The sequence below is a fragment of the Polaromonas sp. SP1 genome, from assembly GCF_003711205.1.
Classification (GTDB): Bacteria; Pseudomonadota; Gammaproteobacteria; order Burkholderiales; family Burkholderiaceae_C; genus Polaromonas.
The window spans coordinates 4,045,198-4,067,445 of sequence record NZ_CP031013.1; the positions used below are offsets into that span (position 1 = coordinate 4,045,198).

General features: G+C 62.3%; 19 protein-coding genes. 15 read left to right on the forward strand and 4 right to left on the reverse strand.

Going from position 1 to position 22,248, the window contains the following annotated elements; all coding sequences use genetic code 11:
- Positions 1-25 precede the first annotated feature (25 nt).
- On the reverse strand, positions 26-922 hold the full coding sequence (locus tag DT070_RS19035; RefSeq protein ID WP_122956812.1) for a hypothetical protein: 897 nt from the start codon (positions 920-922) through the stop codon (positions 26-28).
- Positions 923-1,222: 300 nt separating this feature from the next.
- Here DT070_RS19035 and DT070_RS19040 point away from each other — a divergent pair, with 300 nt between their 5' ends.
- From DT070_RS19040 to DT070_RS19050, 3 genes are all read left to right on the forward strand, one after another.
- On the forward strand, positions 1,223-2,245 hold the full coding sequence (locus tag DT070_RS19040) for a tripartite tricarboxylate transporter substrate binding protein (protein WP_122956813.1): 1,023 nt from the start codon (positions 1,223-1,225) through the stop codon (positions 2,243-2,245).
- Positions 2,246-2,357: 112 nt separating this feature from the next.
- A complete protein-coding gene (locus DT070_RS19045; protein WP_122956814.1) occupies positions 2,358-2,876 on the forward strand; it encodes a tripartite tricarboxylate transporter TctB family protein in 519 nt (172 codons plus the stop codon).
- Between the two features lie 49 nt (positions 2,877-2,925).
- Positions 2,926-4,455 (forward strand): tripartite tricarboxylate transporter permease, encoded by a 1,530-nt coding sequence (locus tag DT070_RS19050; protein WP_122956815.1) that lies wholly within the window; start codon positions 2,926-2,928, stop codon positions 4,453-4,455.
- Between the two features lie 84 nt (positions 4,456-4,539).
- Here the strand turns inward: DT070_RS19050 and DT070_RS19055 are convergent, their stop codons facing one another.
- Positions 4,540-5,148: a Crp/Fnr family transcriptional regulator gene (locus tag DT070_RS19055; protein ID WP_122956816.1), complete on the reverse strand. Its 609-nt coding sequence runs from the start codon at positions 5,146-5,148 to the stop codon at positions 4,540-4,542.
- Between the two features lie 264 nt (positions 5,149-5,412).
- Between DT070_RS19055 and oxc the strand changes: the two genes are divergently transcribed.
- The 6 genes from oxc to fdhF all read left to right on the forward strand — a co-directional run bounded on the left by oxc (position 5,413) and on the right by fdhF (position 15,061).
- Entirely contained in the window at positions 5,413-7,131 is a 1,719-nt protein-coding gene (gene oxc, locus DT070_RS19060) for an oxalyl-CoA decarboxylase (protein ID WP_122956817.1), read from the forward strand.
- A 26-nt stretch (positions 7,132-7,157) separates the two neighbouring features.
- Positions 7,158-8,429, forward strand: a complete 1,272-nt coding sequence (gene frc / locus DT070_RS19065) for a formyl-CoA transferase (RefSeq protein ID WP_122956818.1) — start codon at positions 7,158-7,160, stop codon at positions 8,427-8,429.
- A gap of 116 nt (positions 8,430-8,545) precedes the next feature.
- Positions 8,546-8,992 carry a PAS domain S-box protein gene (locus DT070_RS19070; RefSeq protein WP_122956819.1) on the forward strand — a complete coding sequence of 149 codons (447 nt, stop codon included), beginning with the start codon at positions 8,546-8,548 and terminating at the stop codon, positions 8,990-8,992.
- A gap of 127 nt (positions 8,993-9,119) precedes the next feature.
- A complete protein-coding gene (frc, locus tag DT070_RS19075; RefSeq protein ID WP_122956820.1) occupies positions 9,120-10,367 on the forward strand; it encodes a formyl-CoA transferase in 1,248 nt (415 codons plus the stop codon).
- Between the two features lie 52 nt (positions 10,368-10,419).
- Complete coding sequence (locus tag DT070_RS19080) at positions 10,420-12,114, forward strand: NAD(P)H-dependent oxidoreductase subunit E (RefSeq protein ID WP_122956821.1); 1,695 nt, start codon at positions 10,420-10,422, stop codon at positions 12,112-12,114.
- A 109-nt stretch (positions 12,115-12,223) separates the two neighbouring features.
- The gene (gene fdhF / locus DT070_RS19090; protein ID WP_122956822.1) at positions 12,224-15,061 is read left to right on the forward strand and encodes a formate dehydrogenase subunit alpha; all 2,838 of its coding nucleotides are present in this window, start codon (positions 12,224-12,226) and stop codon (positions 15,059-15,061) included.
- A 126-nt stretch (positions 15,062-15,187) separates the two neighbouring features.
- On the opposite strand, the gene rraA is transcribed toward fdhF, so the two are convergent.
- Positions 15,188-15,700 (reverse strand): ribonuclease E activity regulator RraA, encoded by a 513-nt coding sequence (gene rraA, locus DT070_RS19095; RefSeq protein WP_122956823.1) that lies wholly within the window; start codon positions 15,698-15,700, stop codon positions 15,188-15,190.
- Positions 15,697-16,188, reverse strand: coding sequence for an Lrp/AsnC family transcriptional regulator (locus DT070_RS19100; RefSeq protein WP_007873193.1), 492 nt, complete (start codon positions 16,186-16,188; stop codon positions 15,697-15,699). The genes rraA and DT070_RS19100 overlap by 4 nt, the downstream gene beginning before the upstream one ends.
- Positions 16,189-16,280: 92 nt before the next feature.
- On the opposite strand from DT070_RS19100, the gene yedA reads away from it, so the two are divergent.
- The 6 genes from yedA (at position 16,281) to DT070_RS19130 (ending at position 22,137) form a co-directional block, all read left to right on the forward strand.
- Positions 16,281-17,204, forward strand: a complete 924-nt coding sequence (yedA, locus tag DT070_RS19105; RefSeq protein WP_122957500.1) for a drug/metabolite exporter YedA — start codon at positions 16,281-16,283, stop codon at positions 17,202-17,204.
- A gap of 110 nt (positions 17,205-17,314) precedes the next feature.
- The gene (locus tag DT070_RS19110) at positions 17,315-17,773 is read left to right on the forward strand and encodes an SWIB/MDM2 domain-containing protein (RefSeq protein ID WP_122956824.1); all 459 of its coding nucleotides are present in this window, start codon (positions 17,315-17,317) and stop codon (positions 17,771-17,773) included.
- A gap of 405 nt (positions 17,774-18,178) precedes the next feature.
- Complete coding sequence (locus tag DT070_RS19115; RefSeq protein ID WP_122956825.1) at positions 18,179-19,189, forward strand: ABC transporter permease subunit; 1,011 nt, start codon at positions 18,179-18,181, stop codon at positions 19,187-19,189.
- Positions 19,186-20,100 (forward strand): ABC transporter permease subunit, encoded by a 915-nt coding sequence (locus DT070_RS19120; protein ID WP_122956826.1) that lies wholly within the window; start codon positions 19,186-19,188, stop codon positions 20,098-20,100. The genes DT070_RS19115 and DT070_RS19120 overlap by 4 nt, the downstream gene beginning before the upstream one ends.
- 10 nt (positions 20,101-20,110) lie before the next feature.
- Entirely contained in the window at positions 20,111-21,127 is a 1,017-nt protein-coding gene (locus DT070_RS19125) for an ABC transporter ATP-binding protein (RefSeq protein ID WP_122956827.1), read from the forward strand.
- Positions 21,124-22,137 (forward strand): peptide ABC transporter ATP-binding protein, encoded by a 1,014-nt coding sequence (locus tag DT070_RS19130; protein ID WP_122956828.1) that lies wholly within the window; start codon positions 21,124-21,126, stop codon positions 22,135-22,137. Before DT070_RS19125 ends, DT070_RS19130 begins: the two co-directional genes overlap by 4 nt.
- Positions 22,138-22,248 lie beyond the last annotated feature (111 nt).

Genomic DNA, 22,248 nt, shown 5'->3' on the forward strand with positions numbered 1-22,248 from the left:
TTATAAATTCCGGCTGAAGCCGGCTTCAGGGCCCAAAGGCCAGCGATTTCTTCATCGCTTCGACGACCCCATCGGAGGGGGTCTCGAAATCGAACTTGGCCCCAAGGTCCAGCGCTTTCAACAGCAGCGGATTGGCGTTCTTGAGGGAGTCGAACAAACCCGCCGCTTTTTTGACCGCGTCTGCCGATGCGCCAGGGTGAACGTAGAGCCCGTAGCCCCAGCTCGCGTTAGTGGTCGGCACGATCACCAGTTGCGCCATATGGATACGCTCATCGGTGCCGTGGTGGCTCTTCATGGAGGCGGCCTGTGCGCTCTGCAGCCGGGTAATCAGGCCGGCCCAGCGGTCTGCCTGCCAGTGAAACGCCGCCTTGGTCGGCAAATAGCTCTGCCCCAACCCTTGCTGCGGCAATATCTCAACCACCGTGCCGCAAATACTTTCGGCCTTCACCAGCGATGTGGTCACGCCGCTTTTCATTCCAAAGCAACTGGTCGTCTTGAGTTTGGCCAGCACTTTGGCCTGATCGGCGGCGGGAAGCGTCTTCAGCTCGACGGGTTTGCCGTCTTTGACCGTTCCGATGTCAGCCAGAATCAGTACAGCCGACTGGATCGGATCCATGTTGACCGCCACCGGCCGATAGCCCGAGGCAAGACCGACCACCGGATTGCCGTAGACCCAGCAGGGTGGTGCGGGCTTTTTGACAGCCGTCAAAACATCCTGCGTCTCCCGGATGTTGAGCACCGGCGTGACCGACAGCCCCGTGGGGCGGATGAAGTCAACGAGTTCTTTCAGGGCACTTTCGGTTTGCGATGCGCCCTCGCCCCGAATGACCTGGGGATTCAGGTAAAGCCCGCCTTCGCACTGCTGCGCCTGAGCGGTAAAACCGCAGAAAAACAAAGCCACCAGCAACAATGCGTTTTTCATGGTTATTACCTTTCAAAACATTTTTTATGTTCCAGTTATCGCCATGGAACGAAGCGCCAGCCCTGTTGAAATTCATGGTATCGGCGATGTGACACTTTCCTCCTAGGGACATACGCTATCCGTGGGCGCCGGAGCGGCTCCGGAGAAACCCTAGAGGGGCTCGAAAATCCCGCAAACTTGACCCCTGTCAAGAGTTTTTGGCCCACTTGGTAAGACCATACGTCTGCAATATCCTCGGCGAGGGAATCAATAAAGAAATTCCAGCCAACAACAGAGTTACCCAACACAGGAGACAACGTGATGAAAACCAGATTTGCAAGCATCCGGAATAAATTGGCTGCAGCGGGGACAACCGTCATCGCAGCAGCTGCGCTGACGGCCTTCCCGGCCCACGCGGCCTGGGAACCCACCAAGCCGGTGGAGTTCGTGGTACCTGCGGGTACCGGCGGCGGCGCCGACCAGATGGCGCGACTGATGCAGGGCATCGTCATCAAGCACAAGCTGATGAAAGAGCCGCTGATCGTCGTCAACAAATCCGGTGGCGCAGGCGCCGAGGGTTTCCTGGAGGTCAAGGGCGCTACGGGCAACCCGCACAAGATCATCATCACGCTGTCCAACCTCTTCACCACGCCGCTGGCAACCGGTGTTCCCTTCAACTGGCGCGACATGACACCGGTGTCCATGATGGCACTCGACCAGTTCGTGCTGTGGGTGAATGCAGAGAACCCGGCCAAGAACGCCAAAGACTACCTGGCTGCCGTGAAGGCCGCGGGCCCCAGCAAAATCAAGATGGGTGGCACCGGCTCCAAGCAGGAAGACCAGATCATCACCGTCGGCATTGAGCAAGCCACCGGCACCAAATTCATCTACGTGCCCTTCAAGGGCGGCGGTGAAGTCGCGGTCCAGCTGGTCGGCAAACACGTTGACTCTTCCGTCAACAACCCGATCGAGGCGGTTGCCCAGTGGCGCGCCAACCAGCTGCGCGCTCTGTGCGTGTTCGATGACAAACGAATGACCTACAAGACCAAGGTGACCGACACCCAGTCGTGGGCCGACATCCCAACCTGCAAGGAAGCCGGTGTGCCCACCGACTACACCATGCTGCGTGGCATTTTCATGGCGCCCGGTGTCTCCAAAGACCAGCTCCAGTTCTACGTCGATCTGCTCAAGAAAATCCGCGACACACCTGAGTGGAAAGACTACATGGAAAAAGGCGCATTCAACCAGACCTCCATGTCCGGCGACGAGTTCGGCAAATGGCTCGGCAGCGCAGAGCAGCGCCATCGCGAGCTGATGAAGGAAGCCGGCTTCATCGCGAAGTAACGATCAAGAAAACCCCGTTCGCCGGGTTTTCCCCTGCGGGCTGGCCATGCGCCAGCCCCACAATCATCAAAGTTCGCCCTGGTACAGGGCACTCAATCCAACGGAGTTGCTCATGGAGCCAAACCAAGAATCCGGCGCGGAGCGCACGGGCGTCGCCACCTATGTCGTTGAAGCCATCGTCGCGACCTGTATCGTCATCATGGGGGCGGTGGTCCTCCAGGGCAGCTGGGCCCTCGGCTCCGGCTGGACCAGCGACGGGCCAGGCGCAGGTTACTTCCCGTTTTACATCGGCATCATCCTGTGTATTTCCGGCGCAGGCACCCTCTACCAGGCGCTGTTCGGAAAGAACAAGAACACCGAAGTGTTCGTCGACGGCGAGCAGCTCAAGCGCGTGCTGTCGGTACTGGTTCCCGCCATCGTTTACGTGGGGGCTGTCCAGTTTTTGGGCCTCTACGTTGCATCGGCCGTCTACATCGCGCTGTTCATGATCATCCTGGGAAAGTTTTCCCCGATCAAGAGCGTGATCACTGCCCTCCTTGTGAACGCACTGTTTTTCTTCATGTTCGAGGTCTGGTTCAAGGTCCCCTTGTTCAAGGGCCAATTCGAGCCGCTGAGCTTCCTCGGCTATTGAGCCCTCTCTAACCGTACCGAGCCCCACAGAACTTTTACCGGATATCGAAATGGAAGAACTAAATTCGCTTTTTCACGGATTCAGCGTCATTCTGACGCCGATGAACATCGTCCTGATGTTCGTGGGCATCATTCTGGGTGTGCTGATCGGCGTGCTGCCCGGCCTTGGCGGCGCCAACGGCGTGGCCATCCTGCTGCCACTGACCTTCACGATGTCGCCCACCTCGGCCATCATCATGCTGTCCTGCATTTACTGGGGCGCACTGTTCGGTGGGGCCATCACCTCGGTGCTGTTCAACATACCGGGGGAGCCCTGGTCGGTTGCCACCACCTTTGACGGCTACCCGATGGCGCAGCAAGGCAAGGCCGGCGCTGCGCTGACGGCTGCTTTCACCTCGTCTTTCATCGGCGCCTTTGTTGCCGTGGTGATGATCACCTTCCTGGCGCCCCTGGTCGCCAAGTTCGCGCTCAAGTTCGGCCCTCCCGAATTTTTCGCGGTCTACCTGCTGACGTTCTGCAGCTTCGTGGGCATGGGCAAGGGCTCTCCGTTCAAGATCCTCGCGTCGATGACGATCGGCTTTGCGCTGGCCTCCGTCGGCATGGACACGGTGACCGGCCAGCTGCGCCTGACCTTCGGCATCCCCGACCTGATGCGCGGCTTCGACTTCCTGATCGCGGTGATCGGCCTGTTCGGTATCGGCGAGATCCTGCTGTCCATGGAAGAAGGCCTGGCTTTCTCGGGCAAGAGCGCCAAGATCGACCCCAAGGTCGTGCTGGAAACCTGGAAGAAGCTGCCGAAATACTGGATGACCTCGCTTCGCAGCTCGCTGATCGGTATCTGGATGGGCATCACCCCCGGCGGCGCCACACCAGCCTCGTTCATGAGCTACGGCCTGGCCAAGAAGATGTCCAAGAACGGTTCGAAATTCGGCACGGGCGAAATCGAAGGCGTCATCGCCCCCGAAACCGCAGCGCACGCTGCCGGCACCAGCGCCCTGCTGCCCATGCTGGCACTGGGCATCCCGGGCTCCCCCACCGCAGCCGTGCTGCTCGGAGGCCTGCTGATCTGGGGCCTGCAGCCCGGACCTTTGCTCTTCGTTGAGCAAAAAGACTTCGTCTGGGGCCTGATTGCCAGCATGTACCTGGGTAACCTGGTCGGCCTGATCGTTGTGCTGACCACGGTGCCGCTGTTTGCGTCCATCCTGCGCATTCCGTTCTCCATCATTGCGCCGGTGATTGTGGTGATCTGCGCGATCGGCGCCTACACCGTGCACAACGCCATGCTGGACATCTGGTTCATGATGCTGTTCGGCGTCATCGGCTACCTCTTCAAGAAGCTGGACTATCCGCTCGCGCCGCTGGTGCTCGCATTGGTCCTCGGAGACAAGGCCGAAGACTCGTTCCGCCAGGCCATGCTGGTGTCGCAAGGTGAGATGTCCATCATGTGGTCCAACCCGCTGGTGGGCGGCATCACGACACTGGCCCTGGTCCTGCTGTTCTGGCCCCTGATCTCCCGCGTGATGGCCAAGATTCGCCCGCCCAAGAAGAACGAATTTGCCGCGGAACAGCCCGTCGACTGATCGTCGGGGCAAGCAACAAAAAGCCGGGTAACTTACCCGGCTTTTTTATTGCTGCTTCACCTGCTGCGGCTTTGCTTTTTAGCGTCAGATCTTGCCGCGCTGCTTGAGCCGGCTCAGGGTTTCCGCGGAGAGGTTCAGGTAGGACGCCAATTCCTTTTTGGGAATGCGGTCGAACAGTTCCGGGTGCTTGCGCTGAAAGCGTTTGACACGGCCGGGTGCGTCCAGCAAATGCAGCGTGATGGTATGGGCCATGATCTCGCTCATCAGGCGCATCACGTAGTACTCGAACGATTGCTTGATTTCATGATGGCGTTCCAGAAACGCTACCCATTCCGGCAACGGCAGCTTTGCCACCCGCACTTTGGTCACGCACACCGTGCTGTAGGGCGTCGGCGTGCCCAGCCGCCAGGCGGCGTAGCTGGTTTCCATGTCGCGCTCGTCGGCAAAACGAAGAATCATCTCCTTGGCCTGCTCATTGGTCACCACGCGCTTGAGGATGCCTTCAAGGATGAAATATTGCTCCATCTCATGCACCCCCTGCTCCAGCAGGGCATCGCCTTTCTGCCCGTCAACAATGACCAGGTGCGACTCGAGTTCCGCGCTTTGTTCCGCCGTCATTCCCTTGAGCACGATGTTCTGCGCCAGCTGGACACGAATGACGTTTCTCTCGGAATGATTTGGTATGGACGACATGAAGGCAATAAGGATTGGGCAGGACCCGGATCCATCGGTTTTTCAGAGGGGCGAATACACCGAAAATTGACCGTGGTCAATGTTGGAATCCGAATCGATTCCTATGATACCTCGACGGTGCAAATGACCCCTTGGGCACCCAAAAGCGAGGCGACGTAACACACCGCTGAAGGCCCTTCACTCAAGTCAACGAGTTTCAGGGCCCGATACGGCCAGTTGCTTTGCTCAACCTTTATCGAAGTCAAAACGAAGAGACATTTCATCATGACCAACGCCACCACATCGACAGAGCAGATCGACGGTTTCCACCTCGTCATCGATGCCCTCAAGCTCAACGGCATCGACACGATCTTCGCCCTGCCCGGCATCCCCATTACCGACCTCACCCGCAAAGCGCAGGCTGAAGGCATTCGCATGATCTCGTTTCGCCACGAGCAGCATGCCGGCAATGCCGCCGCAGCCGCCGGCTTCCTGACGCAAAAACCCGGGATTTGCCTGACCGTCTCCGCTCCCGGCTTCCTGAACGGCCTCACGGCCCTGGCCAATGCCACCACGAACTGCTTCCCGATGATCCTGATCAGCGGCTCCAGCGAGCGCGAGATCGTCGACCTGCAGCAGGGCGACTACGAAGAAATGGACCAGCTGGCGATTGCCAAGCCATTGTGCAAAGCAGCATTTCGCGTTCTGCACGCTGAAGACATCGGCGTGGGCATCGCCCGCGCCATCCGTTCGGCACTGTCCGGCCGTCCCGGCGGCGTTTACCTCGACCTGCCGGCCAAGCTGTTCAGCCAGTCGATGGACGCCGCGGCTGGCAAGAAGTCGCTCATCAAGGTGGTCGACCCCGCACCGCGCCAGATCCCTGCCCCCGATGCCGTCAAGCGCGCACTCGACCTGCTCAAGGGCGCCAAACGCCCCCTGATCGTGCTCGGCAAAGGCGCTGCCTACGCCCAGTGCGACGCCGATATCCGTGCCCTGATCGAAAAAACCGGCATCCCTTACCTGCCGATGTCCATGGCAAAGGGCTTGCTGCCTGACACGCACCCACAGTCGGCTTCGGCCACCCGCTCCCACGTATTGGCAGAAGCCGATGTGGTGGTGCTGGTCGGTGCTCGCCTGAACTGGCTGCTCTCGCATGGCAAAGGCAAAACCTGGGGCGGCGCGAATGCCGACACCCGCCAGTTCATCCAGATCGACATCTCGCCGACCGAAATGGACAGCAACGTGCCGATCGCCGCACCGCTGGTCGGCGACATCGGCTCGTGCGTCTCGGCATTGCTGGAAGGCCTGGGCGCCAAGTGGGCCAAGCCGCCTGCCGACTGGACCCAGGGCATCACCGAGCGCAAGGACAAGAACCTGGCCAAGATGGCCGCAACGCTGGCGCTGAACCCGCCGACGATGAACTTCCACAGCGCGCTGAACGTCATCCGCAATGCGGTCAAGGCCCGCCCCGACGCCATCGTTGTCAACGAAGGCGCCAACACCCTCGACTTCGCGCGCAGCATCGTCGACATGTACGAGCCGCGCAAACGCCTGGACGTCGGCACCTGGGGCATCATGGGCATCGGCATGGGCTTTGCCGTCGCCGCCGCCGTGACCACGGGTAAACCCGTAATCGCTATCGAAGGCGATAGCGCTTTCGGCTTCAGCGGCATGGAAGTAGAAACCATCTGCCGCTATAACCTTCCAATTTGTGTCATCGTCTTCAACAACAACGGCATTTACAAAGGCACCGACGTGAATCCACGTGGCGGCGATGTAGCGCCTACTGTTTTTGTCAAGAATGCACGCTACGAGATGATGATGCAGGCTTTCGGCGGCGTGGGCGTTCTGGCCAACACACCGGACGAGCTGGCCAAGGCGCTGGACGAGGCCGTCAAATCCGGCAAGCCAACCCTGATCAACGCCATCATTGACGAAACTGCAGGCACCGAAAGCGGCCGGATCACAAGTCTGAATCCGCAAAGCGCTGCAGCGAAGAAGTAATCCAAAGCATCCTAAGGAGAAATCAAATGAGCAACAAACCACTCGCCGGCATCAAGATCATCGACTTCACCCACGTTCAAGCCGGTCCCGCCTGCACCCAGATGCTGGCCTGGTTCGGCGCCGACGTGATCAAGGTCGAGCGTCCCGGCTCCGGCGACGTCACCCGAAGCCAGCTGCGCGACATCGAGGGCGCCGACGCGCTGTACTTCACCATGCTCAACAGCAACAAGCGCGGCCTGACGCTGGACACCAAAAAGCCCGAGGGCAAGGAAGTGCTGGAGAGGCTCATCAAGGAATCCGACGTGATGGTCGAGAATTTTGGCCCCGGCGCGCTGGACCGCATGGGATTCACCTGGGAGCGCATCCAGGAACTCAACCCCAAAATGATTCTGGCTTCCGTCAAGGGTTTCTCGGACGGCCACCACTACGAAGACCTCAAGGTTTATGAAAACGTGGCCCAGTGCGCAGGCGGCGCGGCGTCCACCACCGGTTACTGGAAAGGCGAGAACTCAGGCCCCACCATTTCGGCTGCCGCTTTGGGCGACAGCAATACCGGCATGCACCTGGCCATCGGTATTTTGACGGCCTATATCGGCCGCCAACAGACCGGCAAGGGCCAAAAAGTGGCCGTGTCCATGCAGGACAGCGTGCTCAACCTGTGCCGCGTCAAAATGCGTGACCAGTTGCGCCTGGACAAGCTGGGCTACCTGGAAGAGTACCCACAGTACCCGCATGAAATGGAAGCCTTCAAGGACGGCGTGGTGCCGCGCGGCGCCAATGCCGGCGGCGGCGGCCAACCCGGCTGGATTTTGAAGTGCAAGGGCTGGGAGACAGACCCCAACGCGTACATCTATTTCACGGTTCAGGGCCACGCCTGGGAGCCGATCTGCGACGCGCTGGGCAAACCCGAATGGAAAACCGACCCCGCCTACACCACGGCCAAGGCACGCCAGCCGCACATCATGGACATCTTCGCCACGATTGAAGCTTTCATCGCCGACAAGACCAAGTTCGAAGCCGTGGACGTCTTCCGCAAGTTTGACATTCCCTGCGCACCCGTGCTGTCAATGAAGGAATTGCTGCACGACGAGTCCTTGCGCGCCAGCGGCTCCATCGTTGAAGTGCCGCACAAGGTGCGCGGCAGCTACTTCACCGTGGGCAGCCCGATCAAGTTCTCCGACACCAAACCCGAAGTGACGGCATCGCCCCTGCTGGGCGAGCACACGGATGAAGTTCTGGCTGAACTGGGCTACAGCAAGGACCAGATCGCGGCCATCCACGCGGCAAAAGCGGTTTAACGCAAGCGCGGTTTTTTTGACTTAGAGGTCTGGTGACCCGCAAAAACGGCGTTCAGTTTGAGCGCCGTTTTTTTTAAAGCCCAGCCAGCTTAATTGCCAGCAGCAGGAGTGGACCTATGCAAACAACAACCGACCTGAAACAGCTCGTGGAAGCCGTGGGCGACGCCATTGTGGCCTCCGATGCCGGCGGTGCGATCGTGCTGTGGAACCCGGCCGCTACGCGGATGTTCGGTTTCACGGAAGAAGAAGCCCTGGGCAAGTCGCTGGACATCATCATTCCGCAGCGCCAGCAGCAGCGTCACTGGGACGGCTACCACAAGACCATGGAAACCGGCAAAACGCGGTATGGCAACGACGTGCTGCGGGTGCCGGCCGTGCACAAGGACGGGCATGGCCTGTCCATCGCCTTCACCGTGGCCCTGTTACATACCCCGGACAACAAGGTTTCGGCCATTGTTGCGGTGATCCGCGACGAAACCGCCCGCTTTGCCGAAGAGCGAAATCTGAAGAAACGCCTGACGGAGCTTGAAATGCAGCTTGCCCCTCAGGGCAATACACCCTAACCCAAACCGTACAGGCTTACCACTGGAGCAGTGATTACCATAGGGGTTGACAGGGCACAAGAGGCCCGGCCATGGCCAAAACCATGTGTCAAACAACCACTTTTTCAACTTCCCAGCAGGAACTTTCATGAGCAAAGCGTTAGACGGCGTTCGCATCCTTGATTTCACCCATGTCCAGTCGGGGCCGACGTGCACCCAGTTGCTGGCGTGGTTCGGCGCCGACGTCATCAAGGTCGAGCGTGCGGGCGAAGGCGACGCCACGCGCGGGCAGCTGCGCGACATCCCCGGTGTGGACAGCCTGTATTTCACGATGCTCAACCACAACAAGCGCTCGATCACCCTGGATACCAAAAAGCCCAAGGGCAAGGAAGTCCTGGACACGCTGATCAAGGAATGCGACGTACTGGTGGAAAACTTTGCACCCGGCGCACTCGACCGCATGGGCATCACCTGGGAACACATCCAGAAGCTCAATCCCCGCATGATCGTCGCCTCGGTCAAGGGTTTCGGCCCTGGCCGCTACGAAGACTGCAAGGTGTACGAAAACGTCGCCCAGTGTGCCGGCGGCTCCGCCTCCACCTCGGGCTTTGACGACGGCCCGCCCATGGTGACGGGCGCACAGATCGGCGACAGCGGCACCGGCCTGCACCTGGCCCTGGGCATCGTCGCCGCCCTCTACCAGCGCAACACCACGGGTCGCGGCCAGAAGGTGCTGGCCCCCATGCAGGACGCCGTGCTGAACCTGTGCCGCGTCAAGCTGCGCGACCAGCAGCGCCTGGAGCGCACCGGCACCATGCACGAATACCCGCAGTACCCCGACGGCAAGTTCGGTGAAGCGGTCCCCCGCGCAGGCAATGCTTCCGGCGGCGGCCAGCCGGGCTCCATCCTGAAATGCAAGGGCTGGGAGACCGACCCCAACGCGTACATCTACTTCATCACCCAGGGCGCAGTGTGGCCTGCCGTCTGCAAGGTGATCGGCGAAGAAGGCTGGATTGACGACGAGGCTTTTGCCACGCCGGCGGCCCGGCTGCTGCACCTGAAGCCCATCTTCGCGCGCATCGAGAAATGGACCATGACCAAGACCAAGTTCGAGGCCATGGAAATCCTGAACCAGTACGACATTCCCTGCGGGCCCATCCTGTCGATGAAGGAGATCGCGGAGGAGCCAGGCCTGCGCGAGACAGGCACCATTGTGGAAGTCGACCACCCCACCCGCGGCAAGTACCTCACCGTGGGCAACCCGATCAAGATGTCAGACAGTGCCACTGAAGTGACCCGCTCACCCCTGCTGGGCGAGCACACCGACGAGGTATTGACGCAATTGGGCTACGGCGCCGATTACATCGCCGAACTGCGCGCCGAGCGCGTCATCTAGGCCGGGCAGCCCACGCCACCAACGCCAGCCATACAGCGAGCCAACACGCTTCATGAACCATCCCATCATTCCCATCGCCGTCATCGACGCCTCCAAGCAGCGAAAACGCCAGGCCCCCAAGGGCCGCCGCGTAGACCCGCAGGCGCTGGCGGAGGTGCAGCGTCTGCTGGGCACCGAGTCGCGCCGTGCGGACCTGCTGATCGAGCACCTGCACAAGATCCAGGATGCGTTCGGCCACCTGTCGGCAGCGCACCTGGCCGCGCTGGCCCAGGAGATGAAGCTGGCGCAGACCGAGGTCTATGAAGTGGCAACCTTCTATCACCACTTTGATGTGGTCAAGGAAGGTGAATCAGCGCCCCCCGAACTCACCGTGCGCGTCTGCGACGGCCTGTCATGCGAGATGGCGGGCGCCAAGGATCTGCTGGCCAGGCTCCCTGCCCTGCTGGGCCGCGAAGTCCGTGTCATTGCCGCGCCCTGCATAGGCCGCTGCGAACAGGCTCCCGCGGCCGTGGTGGGCCAAAACCCGGTGCCGAACGCCAGCTGCGAAGCCATCGTGTCGACCGTCGCTGCGCAGGCTGTGCAACACGTGCCCGAAGGGTTTGTCGACCTTCCCGCCTACCAGGCAGAAGGCGGCTACAGCCTGCTCAAGCAATGCGTCTCGGGCGGACGTGATGTCGAAGCCGTCCTCAAGACCATGGAAGACTCCGGCCTTCGCGGCCTCGGTGGGGCAGGATTTCCGTCCGGCCGCAAGTGGCGCATTGTCCGGGCCGAAAAAGGCCCACGCCTGATGGCCGTCAACATCGACGAGGGCGAGCCCGGCACCTTCAAGGACCGCGTTTACCTGGAGCGCGACCCGCACCGTTTCCTCGAAGGCATGCTGATCGCCGCCTGGGCCGTCGGCATCGAGAAGATCTACGTTTACCTGCGGGATGAATACCACGGCTGCCGCAACATGCTGGAAGCCGAACTGGCCCGGCTGCGGCTGGACCCATTGATGGCCGGCATGCCGGAGATCGAGCTGCGCCGCGGCGCGGGCGCCTACATCTGCGGCGAAGAGTCGGCCATGATCGAATCCATCGAAGGCAAGCGCGGCATGCCCCGCCTGCGCCCACCGTACGTGGCGCAAGTTGGCCTGTTCGGCCGGCCGACGCTGGAGCACAACTTCGAAACGCTGTACTGGGTCCGCGACATCCTGGAAAAAGGCGGCGAGTGGTTTGCCTCGCACGGCCGCAACGGCCGCAAGGGCTTGCGTTCGTTCTCGGTGTCGGGGCGGGTCAAGGAGCCCGGCGTCAAGCTGGCGCCGGCCGGCATCACCATCCAGGAGCTGATCGACGAGTACTGCGGCGGCATGCTGGACGGTCACACGTTCTATGCCTACCTGCCCGGCGGTGCTTCGGGCGGCATCCTGCCGGCCACGATGAACACGATTCCGCTGGACTTCGACACGCTGCAACCCTACGGCTGCTTTATCGGCTCGGCGGCCGTCATCATCCTTTCCGACAAGGACACGGCCACCGGCGCTGCACGCAACATGATGAGTTTCTTTCACCATGAGTCTTGCGGCCAGTGCACGCCCTGCCGCGTCGGCACGGCGAAAGCGGCGCACCTGATGGAGCAGCCCAAGTGGGATCTGGCCTTGCTGGCAGACCTGTCGCTGGTGATGCGTGACGCATCGATCTGCGGCCTGGGCCAGGCAGCACCGAACCCGATGGACTGCGTCGTCAAGTACTTCCCCCACGAACTATGAGCCCCCACGCTTGTCGCTTCGCGTACTACGCTGCCCCCCGAGGGGGCTGGCCTTGCTTGGGGCGGCCCGGCGCTGCGGCCGGCCTGCCTGCGCACTTTAAGGATTTCTCATGAATGCAATTACCCGCCAGGAACTCGCAGAGCTCGATGCTCCGCTCGTAAGTTTCAGCCTCAACGGCCGTGAAGTCCAGGGCCGTGCCACCGAATCGCTGCTGCAGGTCGCCAAACGCGAAGGCGTGGAGATTCCGCACCTGTGCTTCAAGGAAGGCATGGAAGCCGTCGGCAACTGCCGCTCCTGCATGGTCGAGATCAACGGTGAGCGCGTACTCGCCCCCTCCTGCTGCCGCGCGCCGACTGCCGGCATGAAGGTCGTCACCGACAGCGAACGCGCCGTCGCATCCCAAAAAATGGTGCTGGAGCTGTTGCTGTCGGACATGCCCGAGAAGGAATACACCCGCAACAACGAGGTGGACCAGTGGGCCGCCAAAATCGGCGTCGGCAAGCCCCGTTTCGAGGCGCGCCAGCAGGTGCGCCAGGATGTGTCGCACCCCGCCATTGCCGTGAACCTGGACGCCTGCATCCAGTGCACGCGCTGCCTGCGCGCCTGCCGCGACGAACAGGTCAACGACGTGATCGGCCTGGCCTTCCGCGGTGACCAGGCCAAGATTGTGTTCGACATGGACGACGCGATGGGCGCGTCCACCTGCGTGGCCTGCGGCGAATGTGTGCAGGCCTGCCCCACCGGCGCACTGATGCCCGCCCGTGAGGCTGCGCTGACCGTGCCGGACAAGCAGGTCAAGTCGGTCTGCCCCTATTGCGGCGTCGGCTGCCAGCTGACCTACAACGTCAAGGACGACAAGATTCTGTTTGTGGAGGGCCGCGACGGCCCGGCCAACCACGAGCGCCTGTGCGTCAAGGGCCGCTACGGTTTTGATTACGCACACCATCCGCAGCGCCTGACCAAGCCGCTGATCCGCCGCGAAGGCGTGCCGAAAACCGGCGACTTCACGATGGACCCGGACCGCGTGATGGACGTGTTCCGCGAAGCCAGCTGGGAAGAAGCGCTGGAATTCGCCGGCGGCAAGCTTGCCGCCATCCGCGACCAGTACGGCAAAAAATCGCTGGCCGGTTTCGGCTCGGCCAAAGGCAGCAACGAAGAGGCCTACCTGTTCCAGAAGCTGGTGCGCACCGGCTTCGGCAGCAACAACGTCGACCACTGCACCCGCCTGTGCCACGCCTCTTCCGTGGTCGCCCTGCTGGAAGGCATCGGCTCCGGTGCGGTGTCCAACCCGGTGATGGATGTGACCAAGGCGGATGTCGTTGTCATCATCGGTGCCAACCCGACGGTCAACCACCCTGTCGCTGCCACCTGGATCAAGAACGCCGTGAAAAACGGCACCAAACTGATCGTGATGGATCCGCGCCGCTCTGACCTGACCCGCGTGGCGCACCGCCACCTGCAGTTCAAGCCCGACACCGACGTGCCCATGCTCAACGCGATGATGAATGTCATCGTGACCGAAGGCCTGGTAGACCAGGCCTTCATCGACAGCCGCACCATCGGCTACGAAGAGCTGCGCAAAAACGTGGAGGGCTACACGCCCGAGTTGATGGCCCCAATCTGCGGTATCGACGCCGAGACGCTGCGCTACGTGGCACGCCTGTTCGCCACCTCCAAAGGCTCGATGATCCTCTGGGGCATGGGCGTTTCGCAGCACGTGCACGGCACCGACAACGCACGCTGCCTGATTGCCCTTTCATTGATGACCGGCCAGATCGGCCGTCCCGGCACCGGCCTGCACCCCCTGCGCGGCCAGAACAATGTGCAGGGCGCGTCCGACGCGGGCCTGATCCCCATGATGCTGCCGGATTACCAGCACGTCTCCAAACCCGAGGTCCGCGCCAGCTTCGAGAAGGCCTGGGGCGTGGCGCCCGGCTCCCTGGATGACCAGGTCGGCCTGACAGTGGTCGAGGTGATGCACGCCATCAAGAAGGGCGGCATCAAGGGGATGTACGTGCAGGGCGAGAACCCGGCCATGTCCGACCCCGACGCCAACCACGCGCGTGAAGCCCTGGCGGCCCTGGACCACCTGGTGGTGCAGGACATCTTCCTGACTGAAACCGCCTACCTCGCGGACGTGATCCTGCCGGCCAGCGCCTTCCCTGAAAAGGACGGCAGCTTTACCAACACCGACCGGCTGGTGCAGATGGGCCGCAAGGCCATCAACCCGCCCGGCGATGCGCGCCAGGACCTCTGGATCATCACGCAGATCGCCAACCGGATGGGTTGCGGCTGGGACTACAAGCACGTCTCCGAGGTGTTCGACGAGATGCGCCACACCATGCCCAGCATTGGCGGCATCACCTGGGAGCGGCTGGACCGCGAGCATTCGGTCACCTACCCCTGCATGAAGGAAGGCGATCCCGGCCAGTCGGTGGTGTTCGTGGAGGACTTCCCCCGCGAAGGCGGCCGCGCTAAATTCGTTCCGGCAGACATCATCCCGGCCAACGAGCGCCCCGATACCGAGTACCCCATGGTGCTGATCACCGGCCGCCAGCTGGAACACTGGCACACCGGCAGCATGACGCGGCGCGCCACGGTGCTCGATGCGATCGAGCCTGATCCGGTCGCCCTGGTGCACCCGCTGGACCTCGCCGCCATGGGCGGAAAACCGGGCGATGTGGTGACGATCGAGTCGCGCCGCGGCAAGGTGGGCCTGTACGCCCGCGCCGATGAGAGCTCGCCACGCGGCGCTGTGTTTGTACCTTTCTGTTACTACGAGGCCGCCATCAACAAACTGACCAACGCGGCGCTGGACCCTTTCGCGAAGATCCCGGAGTTCAAGTACTGCGCGATTCGTGTGTCGCTGGGCGGCGTGCCGCCCGAGCAGGACAGCTACGGCGGCGGGCAGGCGCTGAAGAATTCGATCGCGCTTGCCGGCTTCTGAGCGGACCGGCGGCGCGTCAGTGACGCGCCCCGGCCGCACTTCAAAAATTTACGCCAAATCGCCTTCCAGCCCAGTCGCCACCTTGGGTTATAGCTATCATTTAGATAGCAACCAGGCGCTCGGCCCTTATTCCCGCTGCGGCGCCGGCATCACGACGATGCCGTCCTCATCGGCGTAAAGCCAGTCGCCCGGCCGCACCCAGACGCCTTGAATCTGCACGGGGACGCCCGTCAGGCCCGCCTGGCGCCTTTCCGTGGGCAGTGGCATGCTCGCCAGCGCGCGGATGCCGGTCTGGCATTGCGCCAGCTCAGCCACGTCGCGCACGCAGCCGTCAATCACCACCCCCGCCCAGCCGTTTTTGGCGGCCGCCGCGCCCAGGTTGCCGCCCAGCAGCGCACGGCGCAGCGAGGCCCCGCCATCCACTACCAGCACGCGTGCCTCGCCCGGCGACTCCACCGCCGCCTTGACCGGCGTGTTGTCCTCAAAACACTTCACCGTGACCACGGGGCCGCTGAACTTCTGCAGGCCGCCATAGCCCCTGAAAACAGGCGGCAGCACCCTGAAATTTCCCGAGGTATCGCCTTTGTGGAGGTCGCAGAGATCGCAGGTGGCGAATGGCGTGACATTGTTCTGGCTCATTTTCCGGTGACTTTCTTGATGACGGGCTTGATGTCTTCGCGGCGGGCCGGCAAGACGACGGCATTTTCGCGGGGGGCGTTGAGGACGATGGACGTCGAGGTCTCGGTGAGGATACAGAACTTGGTCACCACCGCGTCCAGGTGCGCCACGTCGATCACCGCGATCTCCAGCACCCAGCTGTCCTCGCCGGTCACGTTGTAGGCATTGATGACCTCGGGTGTCTGCTCGATCAGCTTGACGACCCGGGCGTACTCGACCCGCCCCACCCGCGCGATGGCGCGTATGCCATAACCCAGGCGTGCCAGGTCCACCTCGGCCCGGTAGCCCTTGATCACGCCGCCCAGTTCGAGCTTGCGTACGCGCTCCGTCACCGCGGGCTGGCTCAGGTGGACGCGCCGGCCCAGTTCGGCCATGGTGATACGCGCGTCCCGCTGCAGCTCGCCAAGGATGCGGCTGTCGTAATGGTCCCATTCGGTGGTTTCGGTCATGCGTGCTTTCAAGCTTTAAATTCAAAGGCCGGATGTCGTTTTGCCGTTAATTTTGCATGGCCTGAACGCACATGGCAACCTACGATCACGGCATGACCTCAGCACGCCTTTCCACTCCCGCCGCCGGCAAAGCGCCGGCGCTTTTAATCCCCGCCCTCCTCGCCTGCTACCTGGTGTGGGGCTCCACCTACCTGGCGATCCGCTTTGCCCTCGTCAGCTTTCCGCCCTTCTTCCAGATGGGCACGCGCTTCCTGGCGGCGGGCATCCTGATGATGGCCTGGGTGCTGCTGCGCGGGCACAAGCTGCCGAGCCGGCGCGAATGGGCCAACGCCGCCGTCATCGGCACCCTGATGCTGGGCGGCGGCATGGGGTTGACGGCGTCGGCCGAAGTCCACATCGGCTCCGGGCTGATCGCCACCTTTATCGCGGTGGTGCCCATGATGGTGTCGGCCTGGGGCCTGCTGCTGGGCCAGCGGCCCGGCAGGCTGGAGTTCCTGGGCATGGTGGTGGGGCTGGCCGGCGTGCTGATGCTGGTGCAAGGCGCCAGCTTCAGCGCCGCCCCCGTCGGCATGGCGTGCATCGCGGCGGCCACCTTGCTGTGGTCGCTGGGCTCGGTGCTGTCGACCACGCGGCTGCCTCTGGCCAACGGACCCGCCGGTTTTGCCAGCGAAATGTTGTGTGGCGGCGCGGTGTTGATGGTGATTTCTCTCGCACTGGGTGAGCATCGCGAAGCCGCCGCCAACTGGCCCGCGCAGCCCGAAGCCGTGCTCGCCTGGCTCTACCTCGTGGTGTTCGGCTCGCTCATCGCCTTCAGCGCCTACCTGTATTTGCTGGCCAATGCCTCGCCTGCAGTGGCCACCAGCTACGCCTTCGTGAACCCTTTGATCGCGATTTTCCTGGGCGCATTTTTCGCCGGGGAGCACGTCACCGGGGGAGAATGGGTCGCTTGCGGCGTGATTCTCGTGGGCGTTTTCCTGATTTTCAGAGGTAAATCTGCAACATTCAGGCGCAAATAAAGTGTGTTTTCGCTAGGAAACTGCGTTTTTCTCCAGTAGCATCCGCATTGCCACAAGGAAGAGTAGTTATCCATGTGGTGATTTATCAACTTCTAGAAGGAAAATCAATCATGGCAACTGCAAAAAAAGCACCGGCTAAAAAAGCGCCTGCAAAAAAGGCTGCTCCGGCAAAGAAAGTAGCTGCGAAGAAAGCAGCTCCTGCAAAGAAGGCTCCTGCTAAGAAAGCAGCTCCTGCAAAGAAGGTAGCCGCGAAGAAGGCAGCTCCCGCCAAGAAAGTTGCGGCCAAAAAGCCAGCAGCGAAAAAAGCGCCTGCCAAAAAGCGCACTCCCAATGCAGCGTTCATGAAGGCACTGACCTTGAGCCCCGCACTGGCAGCCGTGGTGGGCGACAAGCCTCTGCCACGTACCGAGATCGTCAGCAAGCTGTGGGTTTACATCAAATCCAAGGGCCTGCAGGACAAGGTCAACAAGCGCATGATCAACGCCGACGAAAAACTGCGCGCCGTTTTCGGCAAGGCGCAAGTGTCGATGTTCGAGATGGCTGGCCTGATCGGCAAGCACGTCAAATAATCGGTTTTTGCCGATTTCAAAAAGGCCGGTTTCGCCGGCCTTTTTTTATGCCCCCACGCATCAAGGCAGCGGCGCAGCGGCCGCCCTCTGGCACGCTTCCTGCGTTGCTTTCTCCATGTTCATTCACCTTTCATTAGCGCCACAAGCACCCGTGAAGCCCTCCTGATGCCATAGGGTTACTGAGTAGCCCGCCCCTGGCGGCATAGGCAAAAAATCACGCTAATGTTGCTAAGATAAAAAATTCCCCGCGGCACTGCCCGGGCCAGACTGACCAGAACAAGATTTCATGTTGAAGCCATTGCATTCCAAGACCTGGGCGGCGGAAATTTCCGTGCGCCTTTCATGTCGCTTACGCGACGGATTCTCCACAGCCCGCGCTAAGCGCTGCTTTAGCATCCCGCGATAATGCTGCGCTTTATCTTTACCCGACTGAGCCTGATCATTCCCACCTTCCTGGGAATGACACTGCTGGCCTTCTTCCTGATCCGGATGGTGCCGGGCGACCCGATTGAAACCATGGCGGGCGAGCGCGGCATCGATCCGGTGCGCCACGCCCAGCTGCTCAAGGAATTCGGCCTGGACCAGCCCGTGATGGTGCAGTACGGCATCTATATCGTCCGTGTGCTCAAGGGTGACCTGGGCAAGTCCCTCATCACGCAAGAGCCCGTGCTGCGCGAGTTCCTCACGCTGTTCCCTGCCACCATCGAACTCGCAGTCTGCGCCATCCTGTTCGCACTGCTGATCGGCATACCCGCCGGCATCCTGGCAGCGGTCAAGCGAAACTCCATCCTCGACCACGGTGTGATGGGTATCTCGCTGACGGGCTATTCCATGCCGATTTTCTGGTGGGGCCTGCTGCTGATCCTGCTGTTCTCGGTCCAACTCGGCTGGACGCCCGTGTCGGGCCGGCTCTCGGTGCAGTACTTCATTGAGCCCACCACGGGCTTCCTGCTGATCGATTCGCTGCTGTCTGACGACAAGGGCGCCTTCTGGTCGGCCGCCTCCCACCTGATATTGCCGATGATCGTGCTGGGCACCAACCCGCTGGCGGTGATCGCGCGCATGACGCGCTCGGCCATGCTGGAGGTGCTGGGTGAAGACTACATCCGCACCGCCCGCGCCAAGGGCCTTTCCAACCTGCGTGTGGTGGCCCTGCATGCACTGCGCAATGCGCTGATCCCGGTGGTCACCGTGATCGGCCTGCAGGTCGGCGTGCTGTTCACGGGCGCCATCCTGACCGAAACCATCTTTTCCTGGCCGGGCGTCGGCAAGTGGCTGATCGAAGCCATCAGCCGCCGCGACTACCCGGTTCTGCAAGGCGGCATCCTGCTGCTGGGCGCCATCGTCATGGCCGTCAACCTGCTGGTGGACATCACCTACGGCATCATTAACCCACGCATCAGGCACCAGCGATGAGCACGGCCACCTTGAAAACCGCCGCCCAAAAACCGGGCACACCGCCGGCGCCACCGCACCCGCTGCGCGAGTTCTGGAACTACTTCAGCGCCAACAACGGCGCCGTCATCGGCCTCGTGATCGTGATCGGCGTGCTGCTGATCGCGCTCTTTGCACCGCTGCTGGCGCCGCACGCACCCAACATCACCAACAACGCGGTGTTCCTCAAGCCGCCGGCCTGGCAGGCAGGCGGCTCCTGGACATACCCGCTGGGCACCGACGCCATCGGCCGCGACATCCTTTCGCGCCTGATGTACGGCGCACGCCTGTCGCTGGTCATCGGTCTGGCCGTGGTGGCGCTGTCGGTCATCGTCGGCACGGTGCTGGGCCTGCTGGCGGGCTTCTTCCGCGGCATCTTCGAGATCGCCGTGATGCGCCTGATGGACATCATCCTGACCCTGCCCAGCCTGCTGCTGGCCATCGTCATCGTTGCCATCCTCGGCCCCGGGCTGATGAACGCGATGCTGGCCGTCGCCATCGTCGTGCTGCCGCATTACGTGCGTATCACACGCGCCGCGGTGATCGCCGAGACCTCCCGCGACTACGTGACTGCCGCCCGCATGAGCGGCGCCAGCCGCTTCCGCCTGATGTTCAGCGAGATCCTGCCCAACTGCACGGCGCCGCTGATCGTGCAGGCCTCGCTGGGCGTGTCGACTGCCATCCTGGACGCCGCCGCCCTGGGCTTCCTGGGCCTGGGCGCCCAGCCTCCCTCACCTGAATGGGGCACCATGCTGGCCGATGCCCGCGAATTTGTCTTGCGCGCCTGGTGGGTGGTTACCTTCCCCGGCCTCGCAATTTTGATCACTGTGCTGGCCTTCAACTTGCTCGGCGACGGACTGCGTGACGCGTTCGACCCCAAGCTGAAGCGCTGAAAGATTCCGTATGGCTCTCCTGGAAATAGAAAACCTCTCCGTCGAGTTCCCCTCGCAAAACGGCATCATGCATGCCGTCGACGGTATCAGCCTGTCGCTCGAAGAAGGCGAAGTGCTCGGCATCGTCGGCGAGTCCGGCTCCGGCAAAAGCGTCACCATGATGGCCTTGATGGGCCTGGTGGCCTACCCCGGCCGCGTGAAAGCCGACAAACTGCGTTTTGCCGGCCACGACCTGCTCAAGCTGTCGCAGGGCGAGCGCAACAAGCTCATCGGCAAAGACGTCGCGATGATCTTCCAGGAGCCCACGACCAGCCTGAACCCCTGCTTCACCGTCGGCTTCCAGATCACCGAAACCCTGCGTTTGCACCTGGGTATGGACAAAAAGGCCGCCACGCGCAAGGCCATCGAGTTGCTCGAACAGGTCGGCATCAACTCGCCTGAAAGCCGCCTCAAGGCCTACCCGCACCAGCTCTCGGGCGGCATGAACCAGCGCGTGATGATCGCCATGGCGATTGCCTGCAACCCACGCCTCTTGATTGCCGATGAACCCACCACGGCGCTTGACGTGACCATCCAGGCGCAAATCCTCGACCTGCTGCGCAGCCTGCAAAAGGAACGCGGCATGGCCCTGGTGCTGATCACCCACAACATGGGGGTGGTGTCCGAAATGGCGCAGCGCATCGCCGTCATGTACGCCGGCCAGATCATGGAAGAGCAAAGCGCGCAAGCCCTCTTCAACACGCCCCAGCACCCGTATACCGAAGCCTTGCTGTCGGCCCTGCCCGAGCGCAGCGACGGCAGCGCGCGCCTCGCAACCATTCCCGGCATGGTGCCCGGCCTCTACGACCGCCCCGCCGGCTGCCTGTTCGCGCCTCGCTGCTCCTACGCCACCGAGCATTCCCGCAATGAGCGCCCGCTGCTGCGCGCCTGGAAGGACGGCATGGTCCGCTGCCACTACCCGCTGGGCGACCCCAGCCGCGAGGGCAATATCGAACGCGACACCCCCGTGATGGAGGCCGCGCAATGAGCACCGCCACCACCCCCACCCCGCGCACCCTGCCCACCGGCCCCGTCGTCGAGGCAAAGAACCTCCGGCAGGTCTACGAAATCCGCCGCGGTTTCATGCGCAAGTCCGATCATCTGCAAGCCGTCGGCGGCGTCTCTTTCTCGGTCGACGCCGGCAAGACGCTGGCCGTCGTCGGCGAATCGGGCTGCGGCAAGTCCACCCTCGCCCGCATGGTGTCGCTGATTGAAACCCCCACGGGCGGCGAACTGACCATCACCGGCATCGACGCGGTGAACGGCGCCCAGGAAGAACGCCAGGGCCTGCGCAAAGCCGTGCAGCTGGTATTCCAGAACCCCTACGGCTCGCTCAACCCGCGCAAGAAAATCGGCGCCATCCTTGAAGCGCCGCTGGAAATCAACACCAAACTGACCGCCGCGGAGCGCGCCGAAAAAGCCCGTGCCATGCTGGCCATGGTCGGACTGCGCCCCGAACACTACGACCGCTACCCCCACATGTTTTCGGGCGGCCAGCGCCAGCGCATTGCCATTGCACGCGCCCTGATGCTCAACCCCACCGTGGTGGTGGCCGACGAGCCGGTGTCCGCCCTTGACGTCTCCATCCAGGCCCAGGTGCTCAACCTGCTGGCCGACCTGCAGCAGTCCATGGGCCTGGCCTACCTGTTCATTTCGCACGACCTGGGTGTGGTGCGCCACATCGCCCACGACGTGCTGGTGATGTACCTGGGCCACGCGGTAGAGCAAGGCGAGAAGAACGCCCTGTTCAACCGCCCCCTGCACCCCTACACCCAGGCTTTGCTGGGGTCCACACCGGGCCTGGCCGGCACCGGTGTCAAGCAGCGCATCGTGCTCAAGGGCGAATTGCCCTCGCCGCTCAACCCGCCCACCGGCTGCGTGTTTTCCACCCGCTGCCCGCACGTCACCGACCGCTGCCGCGCCGAAAGGCCCCAGCTGCGCGAAGTTGCAGGGCGGCAGGTTGCGTGCCACTATGCTGAAAACTTTCTCACTGCGTGACCTGAAACCATGCATTTCCGCACCGGTTTCAGGCCACGTTTTTCAATGACCAGAGCGCACAACGTCACAAATGTTGTGCAATCTGGCCGCAAGCCCCGCTGCGATGCAGCA

What these genes read in the sequence shown, in the direction of transcription:
- yedA (WP_122957500.1), top strand. Translation starts at nt 16,281, where the DNA reads ATGACCTCAGCACGCCTTTCCACTCCCGCCGCCGGCAAAGCGCCGGCG.
- DT070_RS19045 (WP_122956814.1), top strand. Translation starts at nt 2,358, where the DNA reads ATGGAGCCAAACCAAGAATCCGGCGCGGAGCGCACGGGCGTCGCCACC.
- DT070_RS19080 (WP_122956821.1), top strand. Translation starts at nt 10,420, where the DNA reads ATGAACCATCCCATCATTCCCATCGCCGTCATCGACGCCTCCAAGCAG.
- DT070_RS19050 (WP_122956815.1), top strand. Translation starts at nt 2,926, where the DNA reads ATGGAAGAACTAAATTCGCTTTTTCACGGATTCAGCGTCATTCTGACG.
- DT070_RS19110 (WP_122956824.1), top strand. Translation starts at nt 17,315, where the DNA reads ATGGCAACTGCAAAAAAAGCACCGGCTAAAAAAGCGCCTGCAAAAAAG.
- DT070_RS19125 (WP_122956827.1), top strand. Translation starts at nt 20,111, where the DNA reads ATGGCTCTCCTGGAAATAGAAAACCTCTCCGTCGAGTTCCCCTCGCAA.
- DT070_RS19035 (WP_122956812.1), bottom strand. Translation starts at nt 922, where the DNA reads ATGAAAAACGCATTGTTGCTGGTGGCTTTGTTTTTCTGCGGTTTTACC.
- frc (WP_122956820.1), top strand. Translation starts at nt 9,120, where the DNA reads ATGAGCAAAGCGTTAGACGGCGTTCGCATCCTTGATTTCACCCATGTC.
- oxc (WP_122956817.1), top strand. Translation starts at nt 5,413, where the DNA reads ATGACCAACGCCACCACATCGACAGAGCAGATCGACGGTTTCCACCTC.
- DT070_RS19070 (WP_122956819.1), top strand. Translation starts at nt 8,546, where the DNA reads ATGCAAACAACAACCGACCTGAAACAGCTCGTGGAAGCCGTGGGCGAC.
- rraA (WP_122956823.1), bottom strand. Translation starts at nt 15,700, where the DNA reads ATGAGCCAGAACAATGTCACGCCATTCGCCACCTGCGATCTCTGCGAC.
- DT070_RS19055 (WP_122956816.1), bottom strand. Translation starts at nt 5,148, where the DNA reads ATGTCGTCCATACCAAATCATTCCGAGAGAAACGTCATTCGTGTCCAG.
- DT070_RS19040 (WP_122956813.1), top strand. Translation starts at nt 1,223, where the DNA reads ATGAAAACCAGATTTGCAAGCATCCGGAATAAATTGGCTGCAGCGGGG.
- DT070_RS19100 (WP_007873193.1), bottom strand. Translation starts at nt 16,188, where the DNA reads ATGACCGAAACCACCGAATGGGACCATTACGACAGCCGCATCCTTGGC.
- DT070_RS19115 (WP_122956825.1), top strand. Translation starts at nt 18,179, where the DNA reads ATGCTGCGCTTTATCTTTACCCGACTGAGCCTGATCATTCCCACCTTC.
- fdhF (WP_122956822.1), top strand. Translation starts at nt 12,224, where the DNA reads ATGAATGCAATTACCCGCCAGGAACTCGCAGAGCTCGATGCTCCGCTC.
- DT070_RS19130 (WP_122956828.1), top strand. Translation starts at nt 21,124, where the DNA reads ATGAGCACCGCCACCACCCCCACCCCGCGCACCCTGCCCACCGGCCCC.
- DT070_RS19120 (WP_122956826.1), top strand. Translation starts at nt 19,186, where the DNA reads ATGAGCACGGCCACCTTGAAAACCGCCGCCCAAAAACCGGGCACACCG.
- frc (WP_122956818.1), top strand. Translation starts at nt 7,158, where the DNA reads ATGAGCAACAAACCACTCGCCGGCATCAAGATCATCGACTTCACCCAC.